Source organism: Paraniabella hibiscisoli, assembly GCF_022512515.1.
Classification (GTDB): Bacteria; Bacteroidota; Bacteroidia; order Chitinophagales; family Chitinophagaceae; genus Niabella; species Niabella hibiscisoli.
Genome location: NZ_JAKWBK010000001.1, coordinates 4,559,154 through 4,579,692, shown reverse-complemented (window position 1 = coordinate 4,579,692; position 20,539 = coordinate 4,559,154). Strand labels below are relative to the sequence as shown.

General features: G+C 42.6%; 21 protein-coding genes and 1 pseudogene. 8 read left to right on the top strand and 14 right to left on the bottom strand.

Annotation, left to right across the window (positions count from 1 at the left end; all coding sequences use genetic code 11):
- The 10 genes from MKP07_RS28050 to MKP07_RS28005 all read right to left on the bottom strand — a co-directional run bounded on the left by MKP07_RS28050 (position 1) and on the right by MKP07_RS28005 (position 9,193).
- Positions 1-1,149 carry a hypothetical protein gene (locus MKP07_RS28050; RefSeq protein ID WP_240850534.1) on the bottom strand — a complete coding sequence of 383 codons (1,149 nt, stop codon included), beginning with the start codon at positions 1,147-1,149 and terminating at the stop codon, positions 1-3.
- On the bottom strand, positions 1,134-1,601 hold the full coding sequence (locus MKP07_RS28045; RefSeq protein ID WP_240850533.1) for a PKD-like family lipoprotein: 468 nt from the start codon (positions 1,599-1,601) through the stop codon (positions 1,134-1,136). Before MKP07_RS28045 ends, MKP07_RS28050 begins: the two co-directional genes overlap by 16 nt.
- Before the next feature lie 30 nt (positions 1,602-1,631).
- The gene (locus MKP07_RS28040) at positions 1,632-2,417 is read right to left on the bottom strand and encodes a DUF4843 domain-containing protein (protein WP_240850532.1); all 786 of its coding nucleotides are present in this window, start codon (positions 2,415-2,417) and stop codon (positions 1,632-1,634) included.
- Positions 2,418-2,455: 38 nt separating this feature from the next.
- On the bottom strand, positions 2,456-3,865 hold the full coding sequence (locus MKP07_RS28035) for a RagB/SusD family nutrient uptake outer membrane protein (protein ID WP_240850531.1): 1,410 nt from the start codon (positions 3,863-3,865) through the stop codon (positions 2,456-2,458).
- A gap of 19 nt (positions 3,866-3,884) precedes the next feature.
- On the bottom strand, positions 3,885-4,301 hold the full coding sequence (locus MKP07_RS28030) for a hypothetical protein (protein ID WP_240850530.1): 417 nt from the start codon (positions 4,299-4,301) through the stop codon (positions 3,885-3,887).
- 68 nt (positions 4,302-4,369) lie between these two features.
- Positions 4,370-5,368, bottom strand: a complete 999-nt coding sequence (locus tag MKP07_RS28025; RefSeq protein ID WP_240850529.1) for a TonB-dependent receptor domain-containing protein — start codon at positions 5,366-5,368, stop codon at positions 4,370-4,372.
- A 23-nt stretch (positions 5,369-5,391) separates the two neighbouring features.
- Positions 5,392-7,071, bottom strand: a complete 1,680-nt coding sequence (locus MKP07_RS28020; RefSeq protein WP_240850528.1) for a SusC/RagA family TonB-linked outer membrane protein — start codon at positions 7,069-7,071, stop codon at positions 5,392-5,394.
- Entirely contained in the window at positions 7,071-8,117 is a 1,047-nt protein-coding gene (locus MKP07_RS28015) for a FecR family protein (RefSeq protein WP_240850527.1), read from the bottom strand. Before MKP07_RS28015 ends, MKP07_RS28020 begins: the two co-directional genes overlap by 1 nt.
- Before the next feature lie 157 nt (positions 8,118-8,274).
- Complete coding sequence (locus tag MKP07_RS28010) at positions 8,275-8,415, bottom strand: hypothetical protein (protein WP_240850526.1); 141 nt, start codon at positions 8,413-8,415, stop codon at positions 8,275-8,277.
- A 184-nt stretch (positions 8,416-8,599) separates the two neighbouring features.
- Entirely contained in the window at positions 8,600-9,193 is a 594-nt protein-coding gene (locus tag MKP07_RS28005; RefSeq protein ID WP_240850525.1) for an RNA polymerase sigma-70 factor, read from the bottom strand.
- A gap of 726 nt (positions 9,194-9,919) precedes the next feature.
- Here MKP07_RS28005 and MKP07_RS28000 point away from each other — a divergent pair.
- From MKP07_RS28000 to MKP07_RS27970, 8 genes are all read left to right on the top strand, one after another.
- A complete protein-coding gene (locus tag MKP07_RS28000) occupies positions 9,920-13,201 on the top strand; it encodes a SusC/RagA family TonB-linked outer membrane protein (RefSeq protein ID WP_240850524.1) in 3,282 nt (1,093 codons plus the stop codon).
- Between the two features lie 17 nt (positions 13,202-13,218).
- Positions 13,219-13,341, top strand: a complete 123-nt coding sequence (locus MKP07_RS39840) for a hypothetical protein (protein ID WP_262919522.1) — start codon at positions 13,219-13,221, stop codon at positions 13,339-13,341.
- Positions 13,342-13,367: 26 nt separating this feature from the next.
- Positions 13,368-14,372, top strand: a complete 1,005-nt coding sequence (locus tag MKP07_RS27995; RefSeq protein WP_240850523.1) for a SusD/RagB family nutrient-binding outer membrane lipoprotein — start codon at positions 13,368-13,370, stop codon at positions 14,370-14,372.
- 17 nt (positions 14,373-14,389) lie between these two features.
- Positions 14,390-14,794 carry a RagB/SusD family nutrient uptake outer membrane protein gene (locus MKP07_RS27990; protein ID WP_240850522.1) on the top strand — a complete coding sequence of 135 codons (405 nt, stop codon included), beginning with the start codon at positions 14,390-14,392 and terminating at the stop codon, positions 14,792-14,794.
- Positions 14,795-14,808: 14 nt separating this feature from the next.
- The gene (locus MKP07_RS41475; RefSeq protein ID WP_240850521.1) at positions 14,809-14,994 is read left to right on the top strand and encodes a RagB/SusD family nutrient uptake outer membrane protein; all 186 of its coding nucleotides are present in this window, start codon (positions 14,809-14,811) and stop codon (positions 14,992-14,994) included.
- A 20-nt stretch (positions 14,995-15,014) separates the two neighbouring features.
- Complete coding sequence (locus MKP07_RS27980; protein WP_240850520.1) at positions 15,015-15,854, top strand: endonuclease/exonuclease/phosphatase family protein; 840 nt, start codon at positions 15,015-15,017, stop codon at positions 15,852-15,854.
- Between the two features lie 221 nt (positions 15,855-16,075).
- On the top strand, positions 16,076-16,258 hold the full coding sequence (locus MKP07_RS27975; protein ID WP_240850519.1) for a hypothetical protein: 183 nt from the start codon (positions 16,076-16,078) through the stop codon (positions 16,256-16,258).
- Complete coding sequence (locus MKP07_RS27970; protein WP_240850518.1) at positions 16,255-18,516, top strand: carboxylesterase family protein; 2,262 nt, start codon at positions 16,255-16,257, stop codon at positions 18,514-18,516. Before MKP07_RS27975 ends, MKP07_RS27970 begins: the two co-directional genes overlap by 4 nt.
- Before the next feature lie 100 nt (positions 18,517-18,616).
- Here MKP07_RS27970 and MKP07_RS27965 read toward each other — a convergent pair whose 3' ends face one another.
- The 4 genes and pseudogenes from MKP07_RS27965 to MKP07_RS27950 form a co-directional block, all read right to left on the bottom strand.
- A complete protein-coding gene (locus tag MKP07_RS27965) occupies positions 18,617-18,820 on the bottom strand; it encodes a hypothetical protein (RefSeq protein WP_240850517.1) in 204 nt (67 codons plus the stop codon).
- A gap of 258 nt (positions 18,821-19,078) precedes the next feature.
- Positions 19,079-19,869, bottom strand: a pseudogene (locus MKP07_RS27960) (SDR family NAD(P)-dependent oxidoreductase).
- Between the two features lie 41 nt (positions 19,870-19,910).
- Positions 19,911-20,225 carry a TetR family transcriptional regulator C-terminal domain-containing protein gene (locus MKP07_RS27955; protein WP_240850516.1) on the bottom strand — a complete coding sequence of 105 codons (315 nt, stop codon included), beginning with the start codon at positions 20,223-20,225 and terminating at the stop codon, positions 19,911-19,913.
- A gap of 51 nt (positions 20,226-20,276) precedes the next feature.
- A complete protein-coding gene (locus tag MKP07_RS27950; protein WP_240850515.1) occupies positions 20,277-20,489 on the bottom strand; it encodes a hypothetical protein in 213 nt (70 codons plus the stop codon).
- Between the last annotated feature and the right edge of the window lie 50 nt (positions 20,490-20,539).

Here is a 20,539-nt window from a genome sequence, read left to right as displayed (position 1 = left end):
TTAATTACTTAATTCGCTGTATTTAACATCTACCACCTTGCCTAATCCTGTAAAAGGCTCCTGGTACTTGGTTAAAGCACCCAGTAGTTCAGGGGCTTTAAAAAACTCGACCTGACCGGTAGTATTGGGGGCAGCAGCATCATAGGTTGCTACTATAATTGCGTAACCCGGAGCGGCAAAACGACCGGTAACAGTATAAGCTGTCATGAGACGATTGACTTTTAACATTGAGATTTTTCTTGTACCAAAATCGTAAGCTTCTTTAAGTATTTTATTGTCCATATCATACTGGTAGAGCTTACTGCCAACTGAGTAGAACAGGTACCCATATTGCTGATCCAATACAAACCGGTCTGCATTGGCAATACCAGTTAAAAAAGTAGTTAAATTTTCAATAGATATGGCTGTGATGGTTGGAGAACTGGCTGTATAGCTAAAAGCAATTCTTGCCAGGTAGTATTGACCGCCATCTTTTAAAACAGCTACTGCCTGCCCGTTAAATGCCCTCGTAAAACCCAGCCATACCAGGTCTTTGGCCACATACTGCAAATCGAAAGCCTGTGTGGGCGTACTGATAATAGAAGCACCGGAGCTGTTGCTTGAAGTTCTTACGAAACGCCTGTTATCTGCATCGAAGAATATATTATGCATATAAGCGGTAACAGGAGACGCAAAATAAGGTGCTATTTTAAACGTAATACCTGTGGCTCCTGTTTTATTAATTGGTGTACCATAGTACGACAGGATAGCATAATTATATAAATACAGGTTTCCATCGGCAAAAGCATAAGACGTTCCGCCACTGGTTGGAAGCAAAACTTCAGCTCTTTTAGGTTCACCGATAACAGTTTCATTCGCAAAAAGGTATTTCACTTTATTCCAAAGAAAACCATCAGTAATATTGATTTTCTCAGTAGAAGCTGTAGTATTAATATACAACCAATATTTATTGGCAGTATTAACAGGATCCCTGTTGGTAAAGGTTTCTATCGACAATGGCTTCCCGGTTATTTCAAGGGATAATGCCGGGTTAGTCTGGTCTTTAATAAGAGCGGGCAGGTTTTTGTAGATGGTTGGAAAAGTACCCCAATTGGCCTGATCTTCTTGGTAATAATCCAACCTGGCGGCCGAATCTATTTCGTTGAGCACAAACCACCCTGCTTTTTTATACTACCGGAAACAGTAAGGATAAATGCTTTCTGCCAGGTAACACCATTGGATTTGTCGGTTACTACATAATAACAACTATAGGAGCCAACACTCAAACCTAATACAACATCCAGGTTTTTTAAGCGATGTAAAGTGCTTCTTCGTTCTGAAGCAGTGGCTACAGAATTATTATAACAAACCCACTCGTAAGTATAATTACTGTCAACGAACGGTGTACCCTGCTTAAAGGTCAACACAGGAAGGATTCCCGGGCTCGTCCCTAATTGTACATTATAAGATCCCTGAAAATTACCAAAAACCAATGTGTCTACCCGGTTGTAGGAATAGTTGCCCAGGTCTTTTCTGCACCCGCTAAATAAAATAGCGGCAACAAGTGTTAATAGTGGCAAGGCAAAAAATACCCCCTTTTGTAATCTTGAAATATTATTCACTATCTATGGTTTTAATGTGTTACATTTTGTTTAGCCGGCAGAAGTGCCCATCGTTATCTTAGCGCCATTTTCGTCGTAATAGACTTTGCCCTTATTCTCTTCTTCTTTTAACCACCAGGCCATGTACTTTGACCAGTTTACCAATTGAGAAACCTGCAGGCCTGTTTTAGGATCGTAAAAGATAGCGGAGCTTACCCCCAGCACTTCCAGCATCAGGTCTACTTTTTTACGGGAGTAAGCGCCGAAATAAAGTGCAACTGTTGTCCTTCCTGCAAATGTGGTCCAGAGATAAGAAACGCCGGCCATGTCATCCATGTAAATGTTATAGTAAACAAAAGGCACCCAGCGCCCGCTGGCCAGTGCTCTTCCCGGAAGATTCACATTGAAATTTTCATTAGCTAACAGTTTATACCTGAGTTTAAACTGAGAGGCCGTCATATCAGCCGTTCTTTTAACCCGCAGCAGTATGGTATCGTTTATCCTTCCGGCCCTGATGATGGGCGCTCTTTCGTATAAAAAATGTTCGTTTTCCCTGGCTGTATTACTCGTGTCATATTCATATGCTACCAACCGGTCATGGTCCACAGGGTTTCCGGTGGTCTGTATCGGAATACGCACAAGGGAATCGATAGTAGAATATCCAACATATCCAAAAGAGATCAACTGGCTTACTGTATCATTTTTGGTTACGGTCTCGGGGAAATAAATATTTGCTCCTGACGCTTCCTGATCAAAGACAAGCAATGTATCCTGTTTACAAGACACCAGCATTATTATCAAAAGCAACAAATAAGTTTTTGAAATTATATTCTTCATCAGCTTCATATTTATTTACATTAACTATTAAGTTGTGGTTACCTGGAACCGGTTTCAGAATCCGGGATAGGAAATACGTAAGAGCCGGTTGCGATAGCAATGGTTCCATTAACCGTATTCGGAGTTCTCACGGTTGTAACAGCATTTCGTTTATAGTAATACCATAACTGGCCTTCACCATAAAATTCCTTCTCATACTCTTTCGTCAGTTCAGCTCTTAAAAGCGCGGGGTCTTCAATATTCAACGGCAGGTTTCTTTTCTGGCGGACTGTATTCAGGTAACTCAATGCCAATTGCGGGTTGGTCTCCGTTTCGGCTGCTATATAATAAGCTTCGCTTAGCCTCATAACAGGAATGGTATAGCGCCTGGTAAAAGTTTCCTGGCTGATTAAATTCCTGTATTTAATAAATGTTCTGAATGGAACGCCTTCCGATCCGAAGATCCAGCTGTATTCATAACGATAATCACCGCTATTGTTTTCAAAAACGGTAGAAACATAATTTGACGGGCCTGTGGCTATGATCGATCGTTCTGTGATAGCTGAGCTGAATATTTCATCATAGGTATCATACAAACCATTATTAAAAATTCCAAATAATACCTCAGTTGAAAAAATCCTGTCGGCGGTTGCTGAAGAGCCGGTTGCAGCCTCATGTGTAACCCAGGGAAATTTAGCTGCCTGAGCTATCACTTCTTTCGCAACCATTAATGCGCCCTGGTTGTCTCCGCGCCAAAGCAGTACTTTGGCCTTCAGCAATTTTGCAGCATATAGATTTATTCTGTAACTATTATAATTGAGCGTCCCGGCCTGGCTTACAATAGGGTCATTTTTCAGATAATTGATCGCAGTGTCCAGGTCCCTGACAATATTTTCTATCACTTCATTGGCCGGCAAAAAGTCGCCTATATCCCGGCCCAGCACCCGGTAGTAGGGAATCGATACTGCTGTTGAATCCAGTTTAAAGACGGGCCCGTACATCTTCAGCAGGTCGAAATAAGCCAGGCTGCGTATGGCAATGGCCTCTCCCTTGTATTGATTGCGTTCAGATTCTGTTAATACATTTATTGCAAGCTTATCTAAATTAGATAAGAACTGGTTAGCATTGCCTATCATCAGGTACATGTTATCCCATATGGATGCCAATGTATTTTTCACCGCTATATTTTCATAGTTCCTATTGATGTATTCATAAAACGAATAATCTGGGGTAATACCATAATAACGCTGGGCAAACAGATCTAATTTATCCAATGTGAGATCTCTTCCATAAAGCTGGGGAGTAGCCATTTTTATGTAGAGGCCGTTCATTACTTCCGCTATACCAGCTTTTGTAGTATAGATCTGATCTTCAGTAAATTTATCCTCGGGTTTTACATCGAGCCACCTGGTACAGGAGATATGAGTAAGAGCTACAATGCTTATTAAGATATATAAATACAAACGCATAGTTGATTTGTTATTGGAGTTATTTAAAGTTGGCATTGATACCTAGAGAAAATGAACGGGCATAGGGGTAGTCGATCCCTCTTTCACGGCGGATGGTTGAAAACCTGAAAATCTCGCCGGTATAAGCAGTAAACCTAAGTGCAGAAAGCCCCGCCCTGTTTAACCAAGGTTTTTGAGTAATCTCGTAACCCACATTAATCGACTCAAACGAAAGTGTATTTTCTGTTTGAACAAACCTCGATGACATAGGAGTAGTTGTAGTGAGGGAAATAGATTTAAACTCAGCCTGATCTCCCACCTGTTGCCACCTGTCGTACAAGGCTCTTTTGTCCTGGTTGTAGGAAATCACATCGCCTAATGAAATATTTTCAACTTTATCATACAATGCATTATTCCATATATCCTGCTTATAGATATAACGGAAGAACATGTTCAACGAAAAACCTTTAATAGTGAAAGAGTTATTAATAACGCCCTGTAATGCCGGTCTTTTATTGCCTATCCTTACCCGGTCATCATAGCTAAAAACAAAAGTTTGACTGCCATCTTTTTCAGGAATATCTCTTTACCAGTGGCCGGATCAATACCTAAGGAAGGCACGGCCCACAGATCATAAGAATCGTAACCGTCACGATACTGCATGAGTGAATTGTTAGACGTCTCATAATCATTGAGTGCATCCAACCGGTTATTAAATCCTCCGTAAGTTCCTTTAAGCGCTGTTCCTAAAACACCGATAAACCACATCACCCGTTCCTTCTTTTTATAGATCGGCGCATACCTTACATTAAACTCTACGCCTTTTGTAGTCAGCGTTCCCAAATTCATTGGATAAGCTACCAGTGCCGTAGAGGATGGTAAGGACAATGCCAATACCAGAGGGTCTGTACGACGCTTGTAGGCATCTAATGTCATATTAAAACGGCCATCTGAAAAAGTTGCGTCCAATCCCAGGTTAGTTTGAAAAGTATTCTGCCATTTAAGATCAGGGTTTCCTAATGTACCAAGGTAAACGCCTTGCCCAAAGTAATTGTACGAGTTAAAATAGTTATAAGTAGATATGGAAGAGGTGGAAGCAAAGCTTTGGTTACCGGTAATACCATAAGAACCACGCACTTTTAAATTATCGATCCATGCTATATTCTCCAGGAACTTTTCTTTGTTCATATTCCAGCTTGCTCCGAAAGAGGTAAATGGCTGATATAGGTTTTTTTGACCAAATGAAGTAGAACCATCGTAGGTAACCGATACATCTGCATTATATTTCGATTTATAAGAATAAAAAACGTTACCTACTACAGAGTGCCTCCGGGATATGCTGGCGGCAGATGAAGGCAGCCCATTATCTCTATACCCATAAGCAAACTTCGGGTTGCCGTTACTGCTGAGCGGGAATCCTTCTGCATCGAATCCTTTCCTCCTGTTTTCAGTACTTGCCAGTTCTGTTCTAAGGTTGGTTTGCACCATGTGGTTTTTACTGATATTCTTTGCATAGGATATCATTAAATTACCCGTATAATTGAACCTCATCGTATTGGTGTAGTTATAAGTACCTTTTTCAAAGTAGTTGTATTGTCAAAATCGGTGTGCAGGGGCGATTTAAAAACATTGGCCTCAGTATTCGATCCGCCAACCTGTAAAGCCCCCTGGATACGCAGGTTATTGGTAACATTGTAATTTAACTGGAGGTTATTGGTAATCGTGTAACTTTTCGCATTATTAAAACTGTTGAGGCTGGCATTATAAAAAGGGTTTGCAGCTCTCATGTATTCATAGCCATTGCCATACTCCGTATTCCAGTTATAAAACTCATAAAGGTATTTTACATCGGCAGCAGCTTTCTCAAAATATGGATTCGTATTTACCCAGGTAGAAAAAGAACCATAGTTAGAATTATCCTGCTTATACCCGTTTATGTAAAGGTTGTTATTAATATTGATTTTATTTTTCCGGTAGGTAAGGTTAACACGTCCACTCCATTCCTTATTACCAGACCCAATCATTACCCCCTGTTGAGCTTTATAGGTGCCGCCTACATTAAAACTTAGGTACTGGTTTCCACCATCGGCGTATAAAGAATGACGTTGAAAAAATCCCGTTTGCAACGGATCGGTTAACCAATAAGAATTCACTCCACTCTCTACAAACTGCAATTTTTCTGAATAGAGCGGTCCATAATAAGAATTAGCCAGCTCGGGCATTCCAACAGATGCTCTAAAGGCTCCCGACAACCTTTCAAACTCCAGCTTTTCGCGGGCATTCATCATATTGTATCCAGACAAATCGGGTAATTCGAAACTAAAATCACCCGTGTATCTTAACCTAACGGTTCCTAACTGAGGTCTTATTGTTTCCACTACTATAACTCCATTCGATGCCCTCGACCCATAGATTGCTGTAGCGGAAGCATCTTTTAAAATATTGATCGATGCTACCTGTGTTACATCCAGTTCAGTAATTGTTTTTAGAGAGGTTTCAAAACCATCCAGAACAAATAATGGCTGGTTAGGATTATCGGCAAACTCATCTACAAGCGAGTTGGTAGAAGTAGTCAGGCTGCTTTGCCCCCTTAATTCAATAGTTGGCAACACATTGGGGTTAGATCCCTGAAAATTATTTTCCATGATTAAAAAAGAGGGATCCACACTCCTGAGACTCTGAACGAGGTTTTGGTTACCCACCTTTCTTAAATCTGCACCTGAAAATGTAGCCACAGCGCCGGTATAGGTTTCCTTTTTACGGGTATACATCCCTGTATTAACCGTTACTACTTCTTCCGTTTTATCTATCAGTTTTAAAATAATATGGAGCGTTAGAGAACTGCCCACTTTTACACGTGTAGTATTGTACCCCACAGCAGATACCAGTAAGGTCTGGCCCGGATCTACATCTAAAGAAAATTCTCCTTTGCCATCTGTAGATGTTCCTCTTTTTGTACCCTCAACAATAATGGAGGCGCCGGAAACAGGATCATTATCTTCGTTTTTAACCGTACCCCGAACAATCGTGCGCACGGGTTCTACAGGCGCCATAGTAACCGGCGCAACTTCCTTTTTACGTACCACTACTTTTTCGGTTATCTTCCGGATAATTACAATTTTATCATCGATCGAATACCCCAAACCGTTTGGCGCCAACACCCTGTTTAAAACATCTGCCAATGGCGCACGATCAACAGACAATGTTATCTTTTCTGCATTACGCATCAGCTGGTCATTATAAAAAAGGAATATCCCGTCTGTTTTTCTATTTTTTGAAGAACAAGCTGTATTCGCTCATTTTTGCAGCTGATGGTTACGTACTGGCTGTAACTGGTTCCGGCGAATACCTGGATACAGGAAAATAGTAATAGAAAGGTCGTCAATCTCATAATGAAATAAGCATTTAAAAATTGTAATCCCTGACACGCCCTGAAAAAGACGCACCTATTTTTTTGATAAACTTTTATTTGGTTGCCAGCTACATGATACCTGACGGTGCTGGTAGCTTCAAACATTTTAAGCAGTTTTTGTACGTTCTCTTTTCGTGGTAGTCTGCCACTAAACGTGAGCCCTTTTAGCCTGGGATCCAGTTCTATATTTGCATTATACCATCGGGATACCTGCCTCATGATTTCAGATATCTCGGTTTGATCAAAATCAAAGTAGCCATTTTTCCATGCCATCACTTTTTCTACATCAATGCCTGTAAGGGTTTCAATGCCCCTACCGGCACGCACCACTGTTTGTTGCCCTGGCTTTAGTACAACATTTTTGCCGGAGCTAAGTGTGTGCACTTTCACACTACCCTGTATTAAGGTGGTTTTAACTGCGGCCTCATCCTCATAGGCATTTACGTTAAAATGAGTACCTAACACAGAGATCTGCTGCCTGCCTGGTATATCTACAATAAAAGGTTGTTTTTTATTATGCGCTACTTCAAAGTAAGCTTCTCCTTTTACAACAACCTTTCGCTCAGGTCCCGTAAACCGGGTTGGAAACCGGATAGAGGATACCGCGTTTAACCATACCATAGTGCCATCGGGTAAACGAAGCTTATAGCTCCCTCCCGCCGGTATACTTACTTCGTTGAATTTTACCTCCTGGTTGGCCGAGACATTATTGTAGGCTATAGTGCCATCTTTTAATTTTACAATTTCAGAGCCGCCTTCAGACGCCACATTTCCAGCTCCGGTACTGTCCAATTCTATCACCGTACCATCATCGAGCTTCAGCAGGGCTTTTTCGGTGCCGGGTACTATACTATGAGCCACAGTATGCCGGTCTGTTTGTAAAACATATTGGTAAAAAGCGCACCTGCCAATACCAACAGCAAGACGGCAGCCACCCTGTACAGCCAATTGAAAGAAATTACAAGTTTGTTTTTGCGAGGACTTATCTGCTCCTGTATACGGTTGTATATGTCATCGCCTATTGTATTAATATCCCTTCCTCCAGGTTTTTCAGCTCTTCCACCTGCTCGTACCATTTTTCTACATAAGCCGTTTCTAACGGAGATGCATTTCCCTCTATATATTTGTTGAGTATGGTTGTAAAGGCCTCTTTCGTCATGTAAACAGCTTTGCTACTTTATAGAATACCATAATAGATAGAGTAGTACTATTCGAATTCAAAAAAAGATAACATTTTTTTAATTGTAATATAATAAATGGTCCCTAATAGGGACACATAGTCCACCTGTTTCGTCATATGACCGTTAGGAAAGAAAGTGTGCAAAAGAAGAATAGCCTGATTACTATACCAGGAAAATTGCAAACTTATAACCGGAAAGCCGGGCTCTCAGCCGCTTTAAAGATTCCGAGAGTATATTTTTCACCGTTTGCTCAGAAATATTGAGTTGCTGTGCAATTTCATTATTTCGCAAATGCTCATTGCGGCTAAGCCGGTATACTTCCTGCATTCTTTCAGGAAGCAGCTGCACTTCGCTGTCAATAAGCGCTTCCAGCTGTTTATAATAAAGCATTTCCTCGTTGGAAAGCGTTATTTGTTCGATCGCTTCGATATTTAAAGGAAAAATGCGTCCTCTTACCTGTTCTCTTTGCACCTTTTTTATTACTGCGTATTTTACCGCAGTAAACAGGTAGGCTCTTAAGGATTCTTCTATCACCACGCTATAGCGGTTGTTCCACAAACTCACAAAAATATCCTGTACCACTTCTTCCGCATCGTTGGAATTATCCAGCCTGCTCATAGCTTTTTGGTATAGATCTTTCCAATAACGATTATATAACAAGCGAAAATTTCGCTCGTCATCAGACCGCAACAATGCGCTGTCACCTAAAAAGGAGTCCGTTTTGGAAAGATCATCCATAGCGTCGAGTAGCCGCAAAATTAATTAATGATGAATAAAATGTTATAATTTATTCAAATGATTGTTGAAATATTAAAAATCAGCTGTTTGTATCTTGCAGTGGAACTGTTACACGAGAAAAGAATACCCATAACTATAAGGGTAAATGGCTGGCATCGCTCATTTATCTTTAATATACTACCAGCGTATCCTACTACATTCTTTAGTCAACTAACGTGTGTTTGTTTTTTATACATCTGTAACCTGATCATAAGGGCTCCCACTGCGCCCGGTATTTTATATCCATCATCATCCTGATCAACACAGTAATACATTTTTGAAGTAATTAAAAACGGGTATTATGCTTTTCACCTCTTAGTACAATTATAGAAAAAGGGAGCCGCTTATAGTGGTCTCCAGGTATGCTTTTATAAATCCGTTCCAAGTGCCTCTCCCTTCGGGAAATTATTTTTAAACTATTTGTAAGTTAAATGAGCATTCAATAAATAAAGAGGGCAGGTAACAAATTGTTTATAATTTCTTAAAGTACAAATCGGCTGCTGTAACATTTATGTTAATACGTTTGCACTTCAATTCACGGCCTTTGCGTATGCAACCAGAACCTTAACAAATGTTATGCGTTCAGGCCCTTTTATAAACATGAGAACTTAATATTCCCTAAAAACAAAACCTTCATTCAAAAGAATTTACCAATAATCACATACAAGTATCCAGGTAAAATATAATTAACTAAACAATCAAACAATGAAAATTGGACTGAAGCGGCACCGCTATCTGGGTGCCCTCCTATTGCTCCTGCTCGGCATTTCGCTTACGGGCTGGGCACAAACAAACACAACAGTTACCGGTACGGTACGTGATCAAACCGGCGCCGTAATGCCTAGTGTAACTGTTACGGCGATTAATGTATCGGACAGTACTTTACAAAACAGTACCATTACTAATGAGAAGGGTGCATTTACCTTCACACAATTGATTGCGGGCACTATTTACCGGTTTAAAGCAACCTATATTGGTTACCAGGCACCGGTTATTAATAATTACGAAGTAAAAGCCGGTAGCAACACTCCTATTACAATGGAGCTATCTTCTACATCTAATGCGGCCCTGGAAGAAGTAATTGTAGTGGGATACGGTACACAGAAAAGAGAAAATGCTACAGGTGCGGTAGACCAGATTACCTCAAAAAGTTTGGAGAACAGACCCGTAACCAACCTTACACAAGGCTTGCAGGGTATGTTGCCCAACCTCAACCTGAAGATGATGGATGGTAAGCCTACCCAGTCACCCAGCTACAATATAAGAGGTACTACTTCTATTGGCCAGGGAGGTAGCGCATTGGTGTTGATCGATGGGTTTGAAGGGGATCCCAGCCTCATTAATCCTAATGATATCGAAACTGTTTCGATATTGAAAGATGCGGCGTCTGCAGCTATTTACGGAGCGAGGGGTGTGTTTGGCGTTGTACTGATCACCACCAAAAAGGGAGTTAAAGGCAGAACCAACGTTTCGTACAGCACCAACTATGCATTAAAATCGCCGGTAACCCGTCCTGATTTTGTAACGGACGGTTATACCTGGGCGAAAATGTTTGCAGAGGCTTTTGTAAATGGCGACGGCGCTTTCCCGCAAAACGCCAATAAAACGCAGAAGTTCTCTCAGGCTTACCTGGATGAGTTTAAAAGAAGAGTTGAATCAGGACAACCTTACAATACTATAGAGGTAAATCCAACTACGGGAGAGTATACTTATTATGGCAGTACCGACTACTATGCTGAATTGTATAAAAATAATACAGCAGCCTTTGATAATAATATTTCGGTGAGCGGCGGAAGCGATAAAGCTACGTTCCTGGTATCGGGTCGTTTTTTAAAGCAGGATGGTTTGTTTCGTTACAACAGCGATGATTACGACATGAAAAACATCCGTGCCAGAGGTACCATACAGGTATTTCCCTGGTTAAGTATTGAGAACAATACAGACTACTCCATTATGAATTACCACAACCCTATTAACGTAGGTGAAGGAGGTGGCATATGGAGAAATATTGCTGACGAGGGTAAACCTACGATGCCCATGTTTAACCCAGACGGCAGCCTCACTTTTGCTGCTGCTTACACCGTTGGTGATTTTATTTATGGTAAAAACGGTATCGATACCCGCAGGGAAGTATTTCGCAATATCACCGGTTTGAGAAGCCATTTCTTTGACAATAAGTTCAGGGTCAATGCAGATTTCACCTTTCGCAATACAGATAATAACCGCGAGCAAAAACGCGTGCAAGTGCCTTACAGCAATTCTGTAGGTATTACCTCTTATATTGGTACAACCACTAATGACCTGTTGTCCGACCTGCGCGAAACCAGGTATTGGGCCACGAATATTTATGCAGAGTATGAGAATCGCTTTGGCGACAATCATTACCTCAAAGCAATGGTGGGTTATAACTATGAACAATCTACCTATAACCGCACGGCTGTTCAGCGTAATGGTATCATTTTCGAAGATGCCAATGATCTGAACCTGGCATTGGGCCAGGCTATTACTACCGGTGGTGGTTACGAGCAATGGGCTATATTAGGAGGCTTTTCCAGGTTGAATTACTCCTTCAAAGACCGTTACCTCGTTGAGGTAAACGCACGCTATGATGGCTCTTCCAAGTTCCCGGCTAACCAGCGTTATGGCTTCTTCCCATCCGTATCTGCAGGTTGGAGAATTAATAAAGAATCTTTCTGGAATGTTTCGCAAAAAGCTATTTCCGACCTTAAAATACGAGCTTCTTACGGTGCGCTGGGTAATGGTAATATTGCTTCTTACGCCTTCCAGGAAGTATTTAATATTAGCCAGTCGGGCGTGATCTTAAATGGCACCAGGCCTCAAACCACCCGCAACCCGGCCGTGGTACCAGAGGGGCTCACCTGGGAAACATCCACCACTACGAATATTGGTCTGGACCTGACTACTTTATCAGGCAGACTGACTTTTATGGGTGATGCATATGTACGTAAAACTACCGACATGTTTACATTCGGCTTAACACCTCCTGCTGTATTCGGCGCCGATGTACCCAAAGGAAACTTTGCAGACCTGACAACAAGGGGTTGGGAAGCTTCACTTACCTGGAATGATCAGTTTGGCAGCTCAGAGAAACCTTTCCGTTACAATGTAAGACTGATGCTGTCTGACAATAAAACGAAAATTGATAAATACAATAACCCGGATAAGTTGTTAAGCGATTATTATGAAGGGCAAACACTGGGCGAAATATGGGGTTATGAAACAGAGGGCTTCTTTATTGACGAAGCAGATATTGCTTCGCATGCCAAGCAAAATCCACAAATGAGGGCTTCTCCTTCTGGACTTTGGTTCCCCGGCGATATTAAATTAAGAGACCTGAATGGTGATGGCTTTATTAACGTAGGTGAAAATAAAGTAGGTAACTCCGGCGACCGCAGAATAATAGGCAACTCAGCTCCACGGTATATGTATGGTGTAAACCTGGGCGCAGACTGGAACAATATTTTCTTCTCTGTTTTCTTCCAGGGAGTGGGTAAACAACAGTGGTACCCCAGCACCGAAACTGAAATGTTCTGGGGACAGTACAACAGGCCTTATAATAATATTCCCACTTTCCATCTGGGTAATATGTGGACCCCCGAGAACACAGATGCTTATTTCCCGAGAACCATGTCGAGAGCAGCATCAAGCAATACCAATCGTACCCTCGGTGTAGCACAAACCCGTTACCTGCAAAACGTAGCTTATGTAAGGATGAAGAACATCCAGATCGGTTACAACCTGCCTTCCAGCTGGATCAACCGGATTGGGGCCCGCTCGGTAAAAGTGTTTTTCTCAGGAGAAAATTTATTCACCCACTCTCCTATGTACAAAATTGTTAAGAATACAATCGACGTAGAAAATGCCGTTCCGTCTGACCAGGATCTAAATGCTAACAGCACTAACGGTGATGGTTATAATTACCCGATGCTGAAAAGCTTCTCTTTTGGACTAAACGTTGGGTTTTAACGCATAAAAAACAACAAATGAAAAAAATATATATAGGAATTTTGCTGGGTAGCCTGGGTTTTGCTGCCTGCGATAAGCTGGACCAGGTACCACAGTCTACCGCAACCAGGGAGCTGTATTTGGTACAGAGAATGGGCTGAAATTGTATACCAACTCATTTTATGGGATGGGTTTTCTTCCTAAAAACTCTACCAGCCAGGATGCCATGTCAGACTACCTGGCGGTAAGAGATGTTCAGAATTTTATTCGCGAAGGTGGCTTTGCGGCTAATAACAGTTCGGGGTGGACCTGGACGGACCTAAGGAATATCAATTACTTTATTGAAAACTGCAACGATCCGGCGGTACCTGAAGCTACCCGTAATAACTACCTGGGTATTGCCCGTTATTTCAGGGCTTATTTTTACTGGGATAAGGTAAAGCGTTTTGGCGATGTACCCTGGATCGGTAAAGCCATGAACATTGATGATCCTGCATTAACAGCGGGAAGAGACAAGCGGGAACTGGTAATGGATTCGGTATTGGCCGATCTTGATTTTGCCTGCAATAATATTATAACCACCAATGATGCGAGCCGCACTACCATTACCAAATGGGTAGCTCACGCATTCAAATCGAGGGTATGTTTATTTGAAGGTACTTTCAGAAAATACCATACCGGTTTAAATCTTACAGGCTCAGCTGCCAAATGGCTGACCGAAGCAGCATCTGCTGCCGACCAGGTTATTAAAAACGGAGGCTTTTCGTTAAACACGGCAGGTGGTGCCGGTGTATCTTACAGGCAGGTATTTACCAGCAATACACCGGTGGCAAGTGAAGTATTACAGGCAGCGGTGGCCGACGTAAACCTTGGCGTGCTTAACGAGGCCAACTGGTGGTGGACCAGCGGTACCTATGGAGCCAAGGCCAGTTTTATACGCACCTTTATCAATACTTATCTGAAACTGGATGGTACACCTTTTACCAACGATCCGAACTATCGTACGATTTTATTTAAGGATGAGGTAAAGAACAGAGACCTGCGTTTAAAACAAACCATTCGCCTGGGCGATTATAAAAGGATCAGCAACGGGCAACAGGTTCCAGCACCACCCGTGTTCTCCTATACCTTTACCGGTTACCAGCCCATAAAATGGACATTGGATGATATGGCATTTGATGCGGTGCTTTAAACACCAATGCCATTGCTTTGTTTCGCTATGCAGAAGTATTATTGAACTATGCAGAAGCAAAAGCTGAACTGGGCACATTAACCGATGCGGATTGGGCGCTAACCGTAGGCGCTTTAAGATCAAGAGCTGGTATTACAGGTGGTTTAACTACCAAGCCCACTGTGGCTGATCCTTACCTCGTGGCGAACTACTTCCCCGGTATTACTGATCCTTCTATACTGGAAGTAAGACGGGAAAGAGGAATCGAGCTAAGCCTGGAAGGACTTCGCTTTGCTGATCTGTTAAGATGGAAAAGAGGTGAATTGATGCAGCAGGAATGGAACGGCTTTTATGTACCCGCTTTAAATACACCTATGGACTTAAACGAAGACGGCATATTGGATGTGGCTTTTTCCAGGGCACCCGCCCCAGCCCAGGTGTAAGCGGTGTAACTTATGTGGATGTATCCGCCAGGATTGGTGCGGCTGTCAATTCCCAGTTATTGAAAAACGGCACATCCGGCGAACTAACCTGGATGAACGAAATACCCAGGAAATGGAACGAGCGTAACTACTACTACCCCATTCCGTTGAACGATCTGCAACGTAATCCTAATTTAAAACAAAACCCGGGCTGGGAATAAGATACCCTCAAAAACAGTATATGAATTTAAAAACATGGACCGTTGCAGCTTTTATGCTGGCAACCACCTGCAGCCTTAATGCACAGAAGATAACGGTAGGCACTTTTAATATCCGTTATGATAATCCGCGCGATTCGGGCAACCTTTGGAAGGACCGAGCCCCTGTTGTTTCCAACCTCATACGCTTTCACGGCTTTGACATATTGGGTGTACAGGAAGGGTTGATCAATCAACTGGAAGACATGAGCACCGCGTTACCCGAATATGCCCGTTATGGAAAAGGTCGGGACGATGGTAAGGATGGAGGTGAACACTCTGCTATCTTTTATAAGAAAGACCGTTTTAAGCTGTTGAAGAGTGGCGATTTCTGGCTATCTGAAACACCTGACCAACCTGGCAAGGGCTGGGATGTTACCTGCTGTAACCGCATCTGCTCCTGGGTATACCTGGAAGACCAGAAGACGCGTAAAAAGTTCTATACCTTCAATGTACATTACGATCACCAGGCTGTTGTTGCCCGACGTGAAAGCAGCAAGCTGATCCTTAAAAAAATCAGCGAAATAGCGGGTACTAACCCGGTACTGTTAACCGGCGATTTCAATGGCAATCGGGAAAGCGAATGGTACCAGCATCTGGCCACCTCGGGTGTACTAACCGATGTGTATACAAAAGTGAAGTTCCCCTATGCCAATAATTCATCGGCCAATGGTTTCAGAGTTCCCCGCGGCAACGCAGTTATTGATCATATATTCGCGACCCAACAATTTGATGCCAGCAGATGGGGCATATTAACCGATACCTATTTCGGTAAATTCCCTTCTGATCATTTTCCCGTTCTTGCTGAAGTTGAACTTAAATAATAGATTTACTTCTTTACAGGCGATATCCCGGGGTGTACCCCGGGATATTTTTTATGTCGCCAGTATCCGCCGATCATTGCATGCTGTAGTACTTTTTAAAGTTTGTCCTTTATTTCCCGCAGGTTTGGGTATTCACTTAACTTTATACAATCGTTCACTCAACCCCCTGTTTAATGAAATCAACCGCTCTTCTGACCCTTCTGCTGGCAACGCAATCCTTAATGGCTCAGGACACTATCCGCTTCAAAAAAGCACTTGCTGTACAATCGGGCAGTCGCTACGGACGTGAAGCCATTTATACCGATCAGCTTAGCTACCGGTTATTAAACGGCGCTCTAAGCCCCAGAGCCGCGAACTATTTAACTTTACAGCAGGAGGCGACTCCATTTACTGGAGAGAAGTGAATGCCGAAGAAGGCGGCCGGTTCCGCGTTTTTGGCCGACGCAATTTTCAACGCTCCAATAATCCCTTTCTGAATCCGGGCGCTGTAGATCGAGGTGCTGATTACCTGTATGTAACCTATAACGCTCCCAAAGAACAGGCTGCCTTATTGCGGGTGCAGGGCAGCGCAGGCATTTATGTAAACGGAGCTCCTCATATGGGTGACCCGTATAGCGCAGGCTATATGCACATCCCGGTATTATTAAAGAAAGGTTTGAACGAGATTTATGTGCGCGGAGCAAATGTGTTACCCGAGCTTATACCCGTTCAAGAGACGCTGCATATCCATACCGATGATGTTACAGCACCGCATATAGTGCTTAACAAAAACAACAGTCGTCTTAAAGTAGCCTTGGTAGTGAGCAATGTTGCCAATAGTCCCGCCACGGCGCTTTCCATTTCTACAACAATAGAGAGCAAAACCATTACAACTGCTATCCCGGCCATTCCTGCCTTAACCACAAGAAAGGTCTTTTTCGAAGCAGATGCATCAGCTATTAGCCGGAAAGGTAAATACGATTGCCAGCTGGTATTGAAAAATAATTCAAAACCGGCGAGCACAGCAAAGATTACCCTCGAAGCTGTTTTACCAACGGAACATTATAGCAACACTTTCCTGAGTAATATAGACGGGAGCCTGCAGTATTATGCCGTTGCCCCACAGCTCAATGGCCATAAAGAACAACAGGCGCTCTTTCTATCCGTGCACGGTGCAGGTGTGGAAGCCATTGGGCAGGCACGTGCTTACAAATCGAAAGACTGGGGCAACCTGGTGGCAGCTACTAACCGCCGCCCCCGCGGGTTTAACTGGGAAGACTGGGGGCGACTGGATGCGCTCGAAGTATTGAAGCTCGCAAAAGAGCAATTTAAACCCGATCCTTCGAAGATCTATCTTACAGGTCATTCAATGGGCGGCCACGGTACCTGGTTCCTGGGTGCTACCTATCCCGACCAATGGGCGGCCATCGGCCCTGCTGCGGGATATGCTTCTTTGAAAGATTACGGATCAGCAGACGGCCGTATACCTGATAGCGCGCGTGATAGCGTGGAGCGGCTATTATTACGATCCGGCAACCAAAGCGATGTTCCCAAACTGGCAACCAATTACCAGCCGCTGGGTGTTTATATTTTACATGGCGACAGCGATCGGGTGGTTCCTGTAACCTATGCCCGGCAGATGAGGCAGGTATTGGCCGGTTTTCATAAAGATTTTAGTTATTATGAATACCCCGGAGGTGAACATTGGTTTGGCGACCAAAGCGTGGATTGGCCACCTATGTTCGATTATTTTAAATGGCACCAACGACTACCTGATTCCTCAACACACGAGATCGATTTTATCACCAGCAATCCGGGTATATCGGCTACCCATCGCTGGGCAACGGTAAACCAGCAGCTGCACCCGCTTCAATACAGCAGGATACAGTTACGCCGGAATATAGCAGCAGCAAGTATTTCAGGCTCCACGGAAAATGTAGCTTTACTTAAACTCTCTTTAAAAGACTTTAGTACAGGTACTACTATAAGTATCCGGTTAGATAATACGCCGCCATTATCTCATCGGGTAATATCAACTAATGATAGCCTGTTTCTTCAGAACACTGGTTCAGGCTGGTCCCTGTCTACTCCGCCTCCCGCAGACTATAAAAATCCACAGCGATATGGAACTTTTAAGGAGGCATTTAATCACCGCGTGGTATTTGTAATAGGCACTAAAGGTAGTGATACAGAAAATGAAGCCAATCGTAATAAAGCCATTTATGATGCTGAAAGCTGGTATTACCGGGGTAACGGTGCAATAGATATCATAAGAGATGTAGACTATAACACATCTAAATACACGGGGCGAAATATTATATTGTTTGGCAATGCAGATAATAACAGCGCCTGGAAATTGTTGCTATCCAAAAGCCCGATACAGGTAAAAAGAAATACGTTGACCGTTGGAGATAAAGTTTGGAACGGCGATAACCTTGCCAGCTACTTTGTATGGCCACAGCTAAACCCAGCATTATTAGTTGGTGTAGTATCGGCTACAGGAGAAAAGGGAATGAAGGCAGCTTATGCCAACCAGTATTTTGCAGGAGGCAGCGGCTTTCCCGACTTTATGATCTTTACGGATGAGATGCTTAAGACTGGCGCTGCAGGTGTGAAGCTTGCTGGCTTTTTCGATAATAGCTGGCGTTTAAGTAAGGATGAAATGGCGGAAACTACGCAATAGAATGCCTTGCCGGAAAACATTTAATCCCACAATAGAAATTTGTTTCCCCGCTGCTTGAAACGCCAGCGGGGAAACAAATCTTAATACAATAGCCTATAACTTATTTACCAATGGAATCATTAGCGGCACCTTCGAAGGTACTGGTATCACCTATGCTACTTTGAGTGGTGTCCGGTAAAGGTGCGGTACTCATATCACTGTTAGGAGTCACCAGTGTTGTGTCCGACACTTCAGCATCCTTATCAGCACTGTTGTTACAGCTGGCAAAAACTGCCAGGGCCATGGCTAGAAATAAAATTTTCATAAAAATAAATTGATGGTTTAGAAAATAAAGTTAGAACCATCCCAAATTCCATACCGTAGTAACCGTATTAGAAATGCCATATCATTATTTCTAAAAAACAGAAAACAAAGACCTCTCAACCTTCCTATTTGGGGAATAAAGGCCACAGTGTAGAATAGCCGTTACAATTAATAACGTGTTGAATTGTCCAGGTTGTTACAGCCGTTTAACATTCTAACCAGTGTATCTATTCCTAACCTCTGATACTGTGTATAAGGTTTAAATTACTTTTAGCACCCCAGAGTCCGCTCTTAAAGAAGCTCCGTTTGTTGCCACCGAAAGCGGGCTGGAAAGGTAAACAGCAAGATTAGCTATCTCATCAGGATCGATAAATCTCTGTAAAAGGATATGAGGGTTAGATTGTCGAATGATGACCTCTTTCACATCTTCTATATCCTGGTTCTGTAATCCTGCAATATGTTGTACCGTGCCGGCTACCCCGTCAGAATAAGTGGGTCCACCTAATATAGTATTAACCGTTACAGATGTACCTTTTGTCAATTTAGATAAGCCATTACTGAGTGCGCTCATGGCAGCTTTAGTCATACCATAATGAATCATGTGTTCCGGTACATTCACTCCCGACTCACTGCTGATAAAGATAATTCGTCCTTTTTCCTGGCAATCATGCCGGGGAGCAGCTGTCTTGATAATCGCATACCACTCATCAGGTTTATTTCAAAATACCTGTACCATTCTTCATCCGCTGTTTCGTAGAAATCGCTGATTCCAAAAATGCCCACATTATTAATAAGAATATCAATATCCTTTAATGCTGACAAGAGCTGTTCAACTTGCCATGGGTCTGAAAAATCGGCGGCGAGTGCAGATACCGACGCGCCGGGAAACTGGCTTTGAAGTATTTCCTTAACCTCATTAGTCTTTACAGGATTTCTGCCATTAATAATTACTGAGGCTCCCTCCTGTAGCAGTTTTCTTGCAATTGAAAGCCCTATGCCTTGTGTAGAACCGCTGATGAAAGCTCTTTGTCCTTTGAGTCGTAAATCCATTTTATTTTTGTAATGATTATTAAAAAAATAGTTAAAAAATTTTAGTCCAGCAGCTCCAGATTCAGTTTTATTTGCGTTCTTAATGTATTTTTATCAGGATACATTCTTAGTAGGGAGTTGATGCCGCACCAAAAAGTGATCAGGTGTCGGGCCAGGGTTGCCGCAGGTAACTTTGAACATATATTACCCCGTTCCTGCTCTTTTGCGATGATCTCCCTGTAAAAGGTTTCCGTTTCTTTTAATATCTCCACTGCTACCTGTTTCAGATCCTCATCAACAAAGCTCATTTCAACAATGGTATTAGCCACTATACAACCCTTCTGATGGGCTACAGGATCAGCATCAGCGATTTCCAAAAAAACTTTTTTATAAGCGCAACAGGTTTTGTACTGCTTTCTACAACTTTTCTAAATGCCCTTAACGCGTCTCTCCTCTGTTGCAGTGCTTTGCCGAAAAGTTCTTTTTTCCTCCCTTGAAGGCATTGTAGATACTTCCTGCACCGCTCCGGTAACATTGCTCAGATCTGATAACGAGGTTGCATTATAGCCTTTCTTCCAGAATAGCTCCTGTGCTTTTAAAATCAGTTCTTCGTCCTGATAAATATTAGGCCTGCCTTTCATTTTATTATTGTAATGATTGATACAAAAATAAGAAAATTTAGCAGAAGCGT

Bases quoted from the DNA above. Each gene is read 5' to 3' on its own strand.
- MKP07_RS28010 (WP_240850526.1), bottom strand. From the start codon at position 8,415: ATGACGAAAGAGGCCTTTACAACCATACTCAACAAATATATAGAGGGA.
- MKP07_RS27995 (WP_240850523.1), top strand. From the start codon at position 13,368: ATGGGTTTTCTTCCTAAAAACTCTACCAGCCAGGATGCCATGTCAGAC.
- MKP07_RS27975 (WP_240850519.1), top strand. From the start codon at position 16,076: ATGGCTCAGGACACTATCCGCTTCAAAAAAGCACTTGCTGTACAATCG.
- MKP07_RS27965 (WP_240850517.1), bottom strand. From the start codon at position 18,820: ATGAAAATTTTATTTCTAGCCATGGCCCTGGCAGTTTTTGCCAGCTGT.
- MKP07_RS28040 (WP_240850532.1), bottom strand. From the start codon at position 2,417: ATGAAGAATATAATTTCAAAAACTTATTTGTTGCTTTTGATAATAATG.
- MKP07_RS27950 (WP_240850515.1), bottom strand. From the start codon at position 20,489: ATGAAAGGCAGGCCTAATATTTATCAGGACGAAGAACTGATTTTAAAA.
- MKP07_RS39840 (WP_262919522.1), top strand. From the start codon at position 13,219: ATGAAAAAAATATATATAGGAATTTTGCTGGGTAGCCTGGGTTTTGCT.
- MKP07_RS28020 (WP_240850528.1), bottom strand. From the start codon at position 7,071: ATGCGTAATGCAGAAAAGATAACATTGTCTGTTGATCGTGCGCCATTG.
- MKP07_RS28035 (WP_240850531.1), bottom strand. From the start codon at position 3,865: ATGCGTTTGTATTTATATATCTTAATAAGCATTGTAGCTCTTACTCAT.
- MKP07_RS28025 (WP_240850529.1), bottom strand. From the start codon at position 5,368: ATGATATCCTATGCAAAGAATATCAGTAAAAACCACATGGTGCAAACC.
- MKP07_RS28000 (WP_240850524.1), top strand. From the start codon at position 9,920: ATGAAAATTGGACTGAAGCGGCACCGCTATCTGGGTGCCCTCCTATTG.
- MKP07_RS27980 (WP_240850520.1), top strand. From the start codon at position 15,015: ATGAATTTAAAAACATGGACCGTTGCAGCTTTTATGCTGGCAACCACC.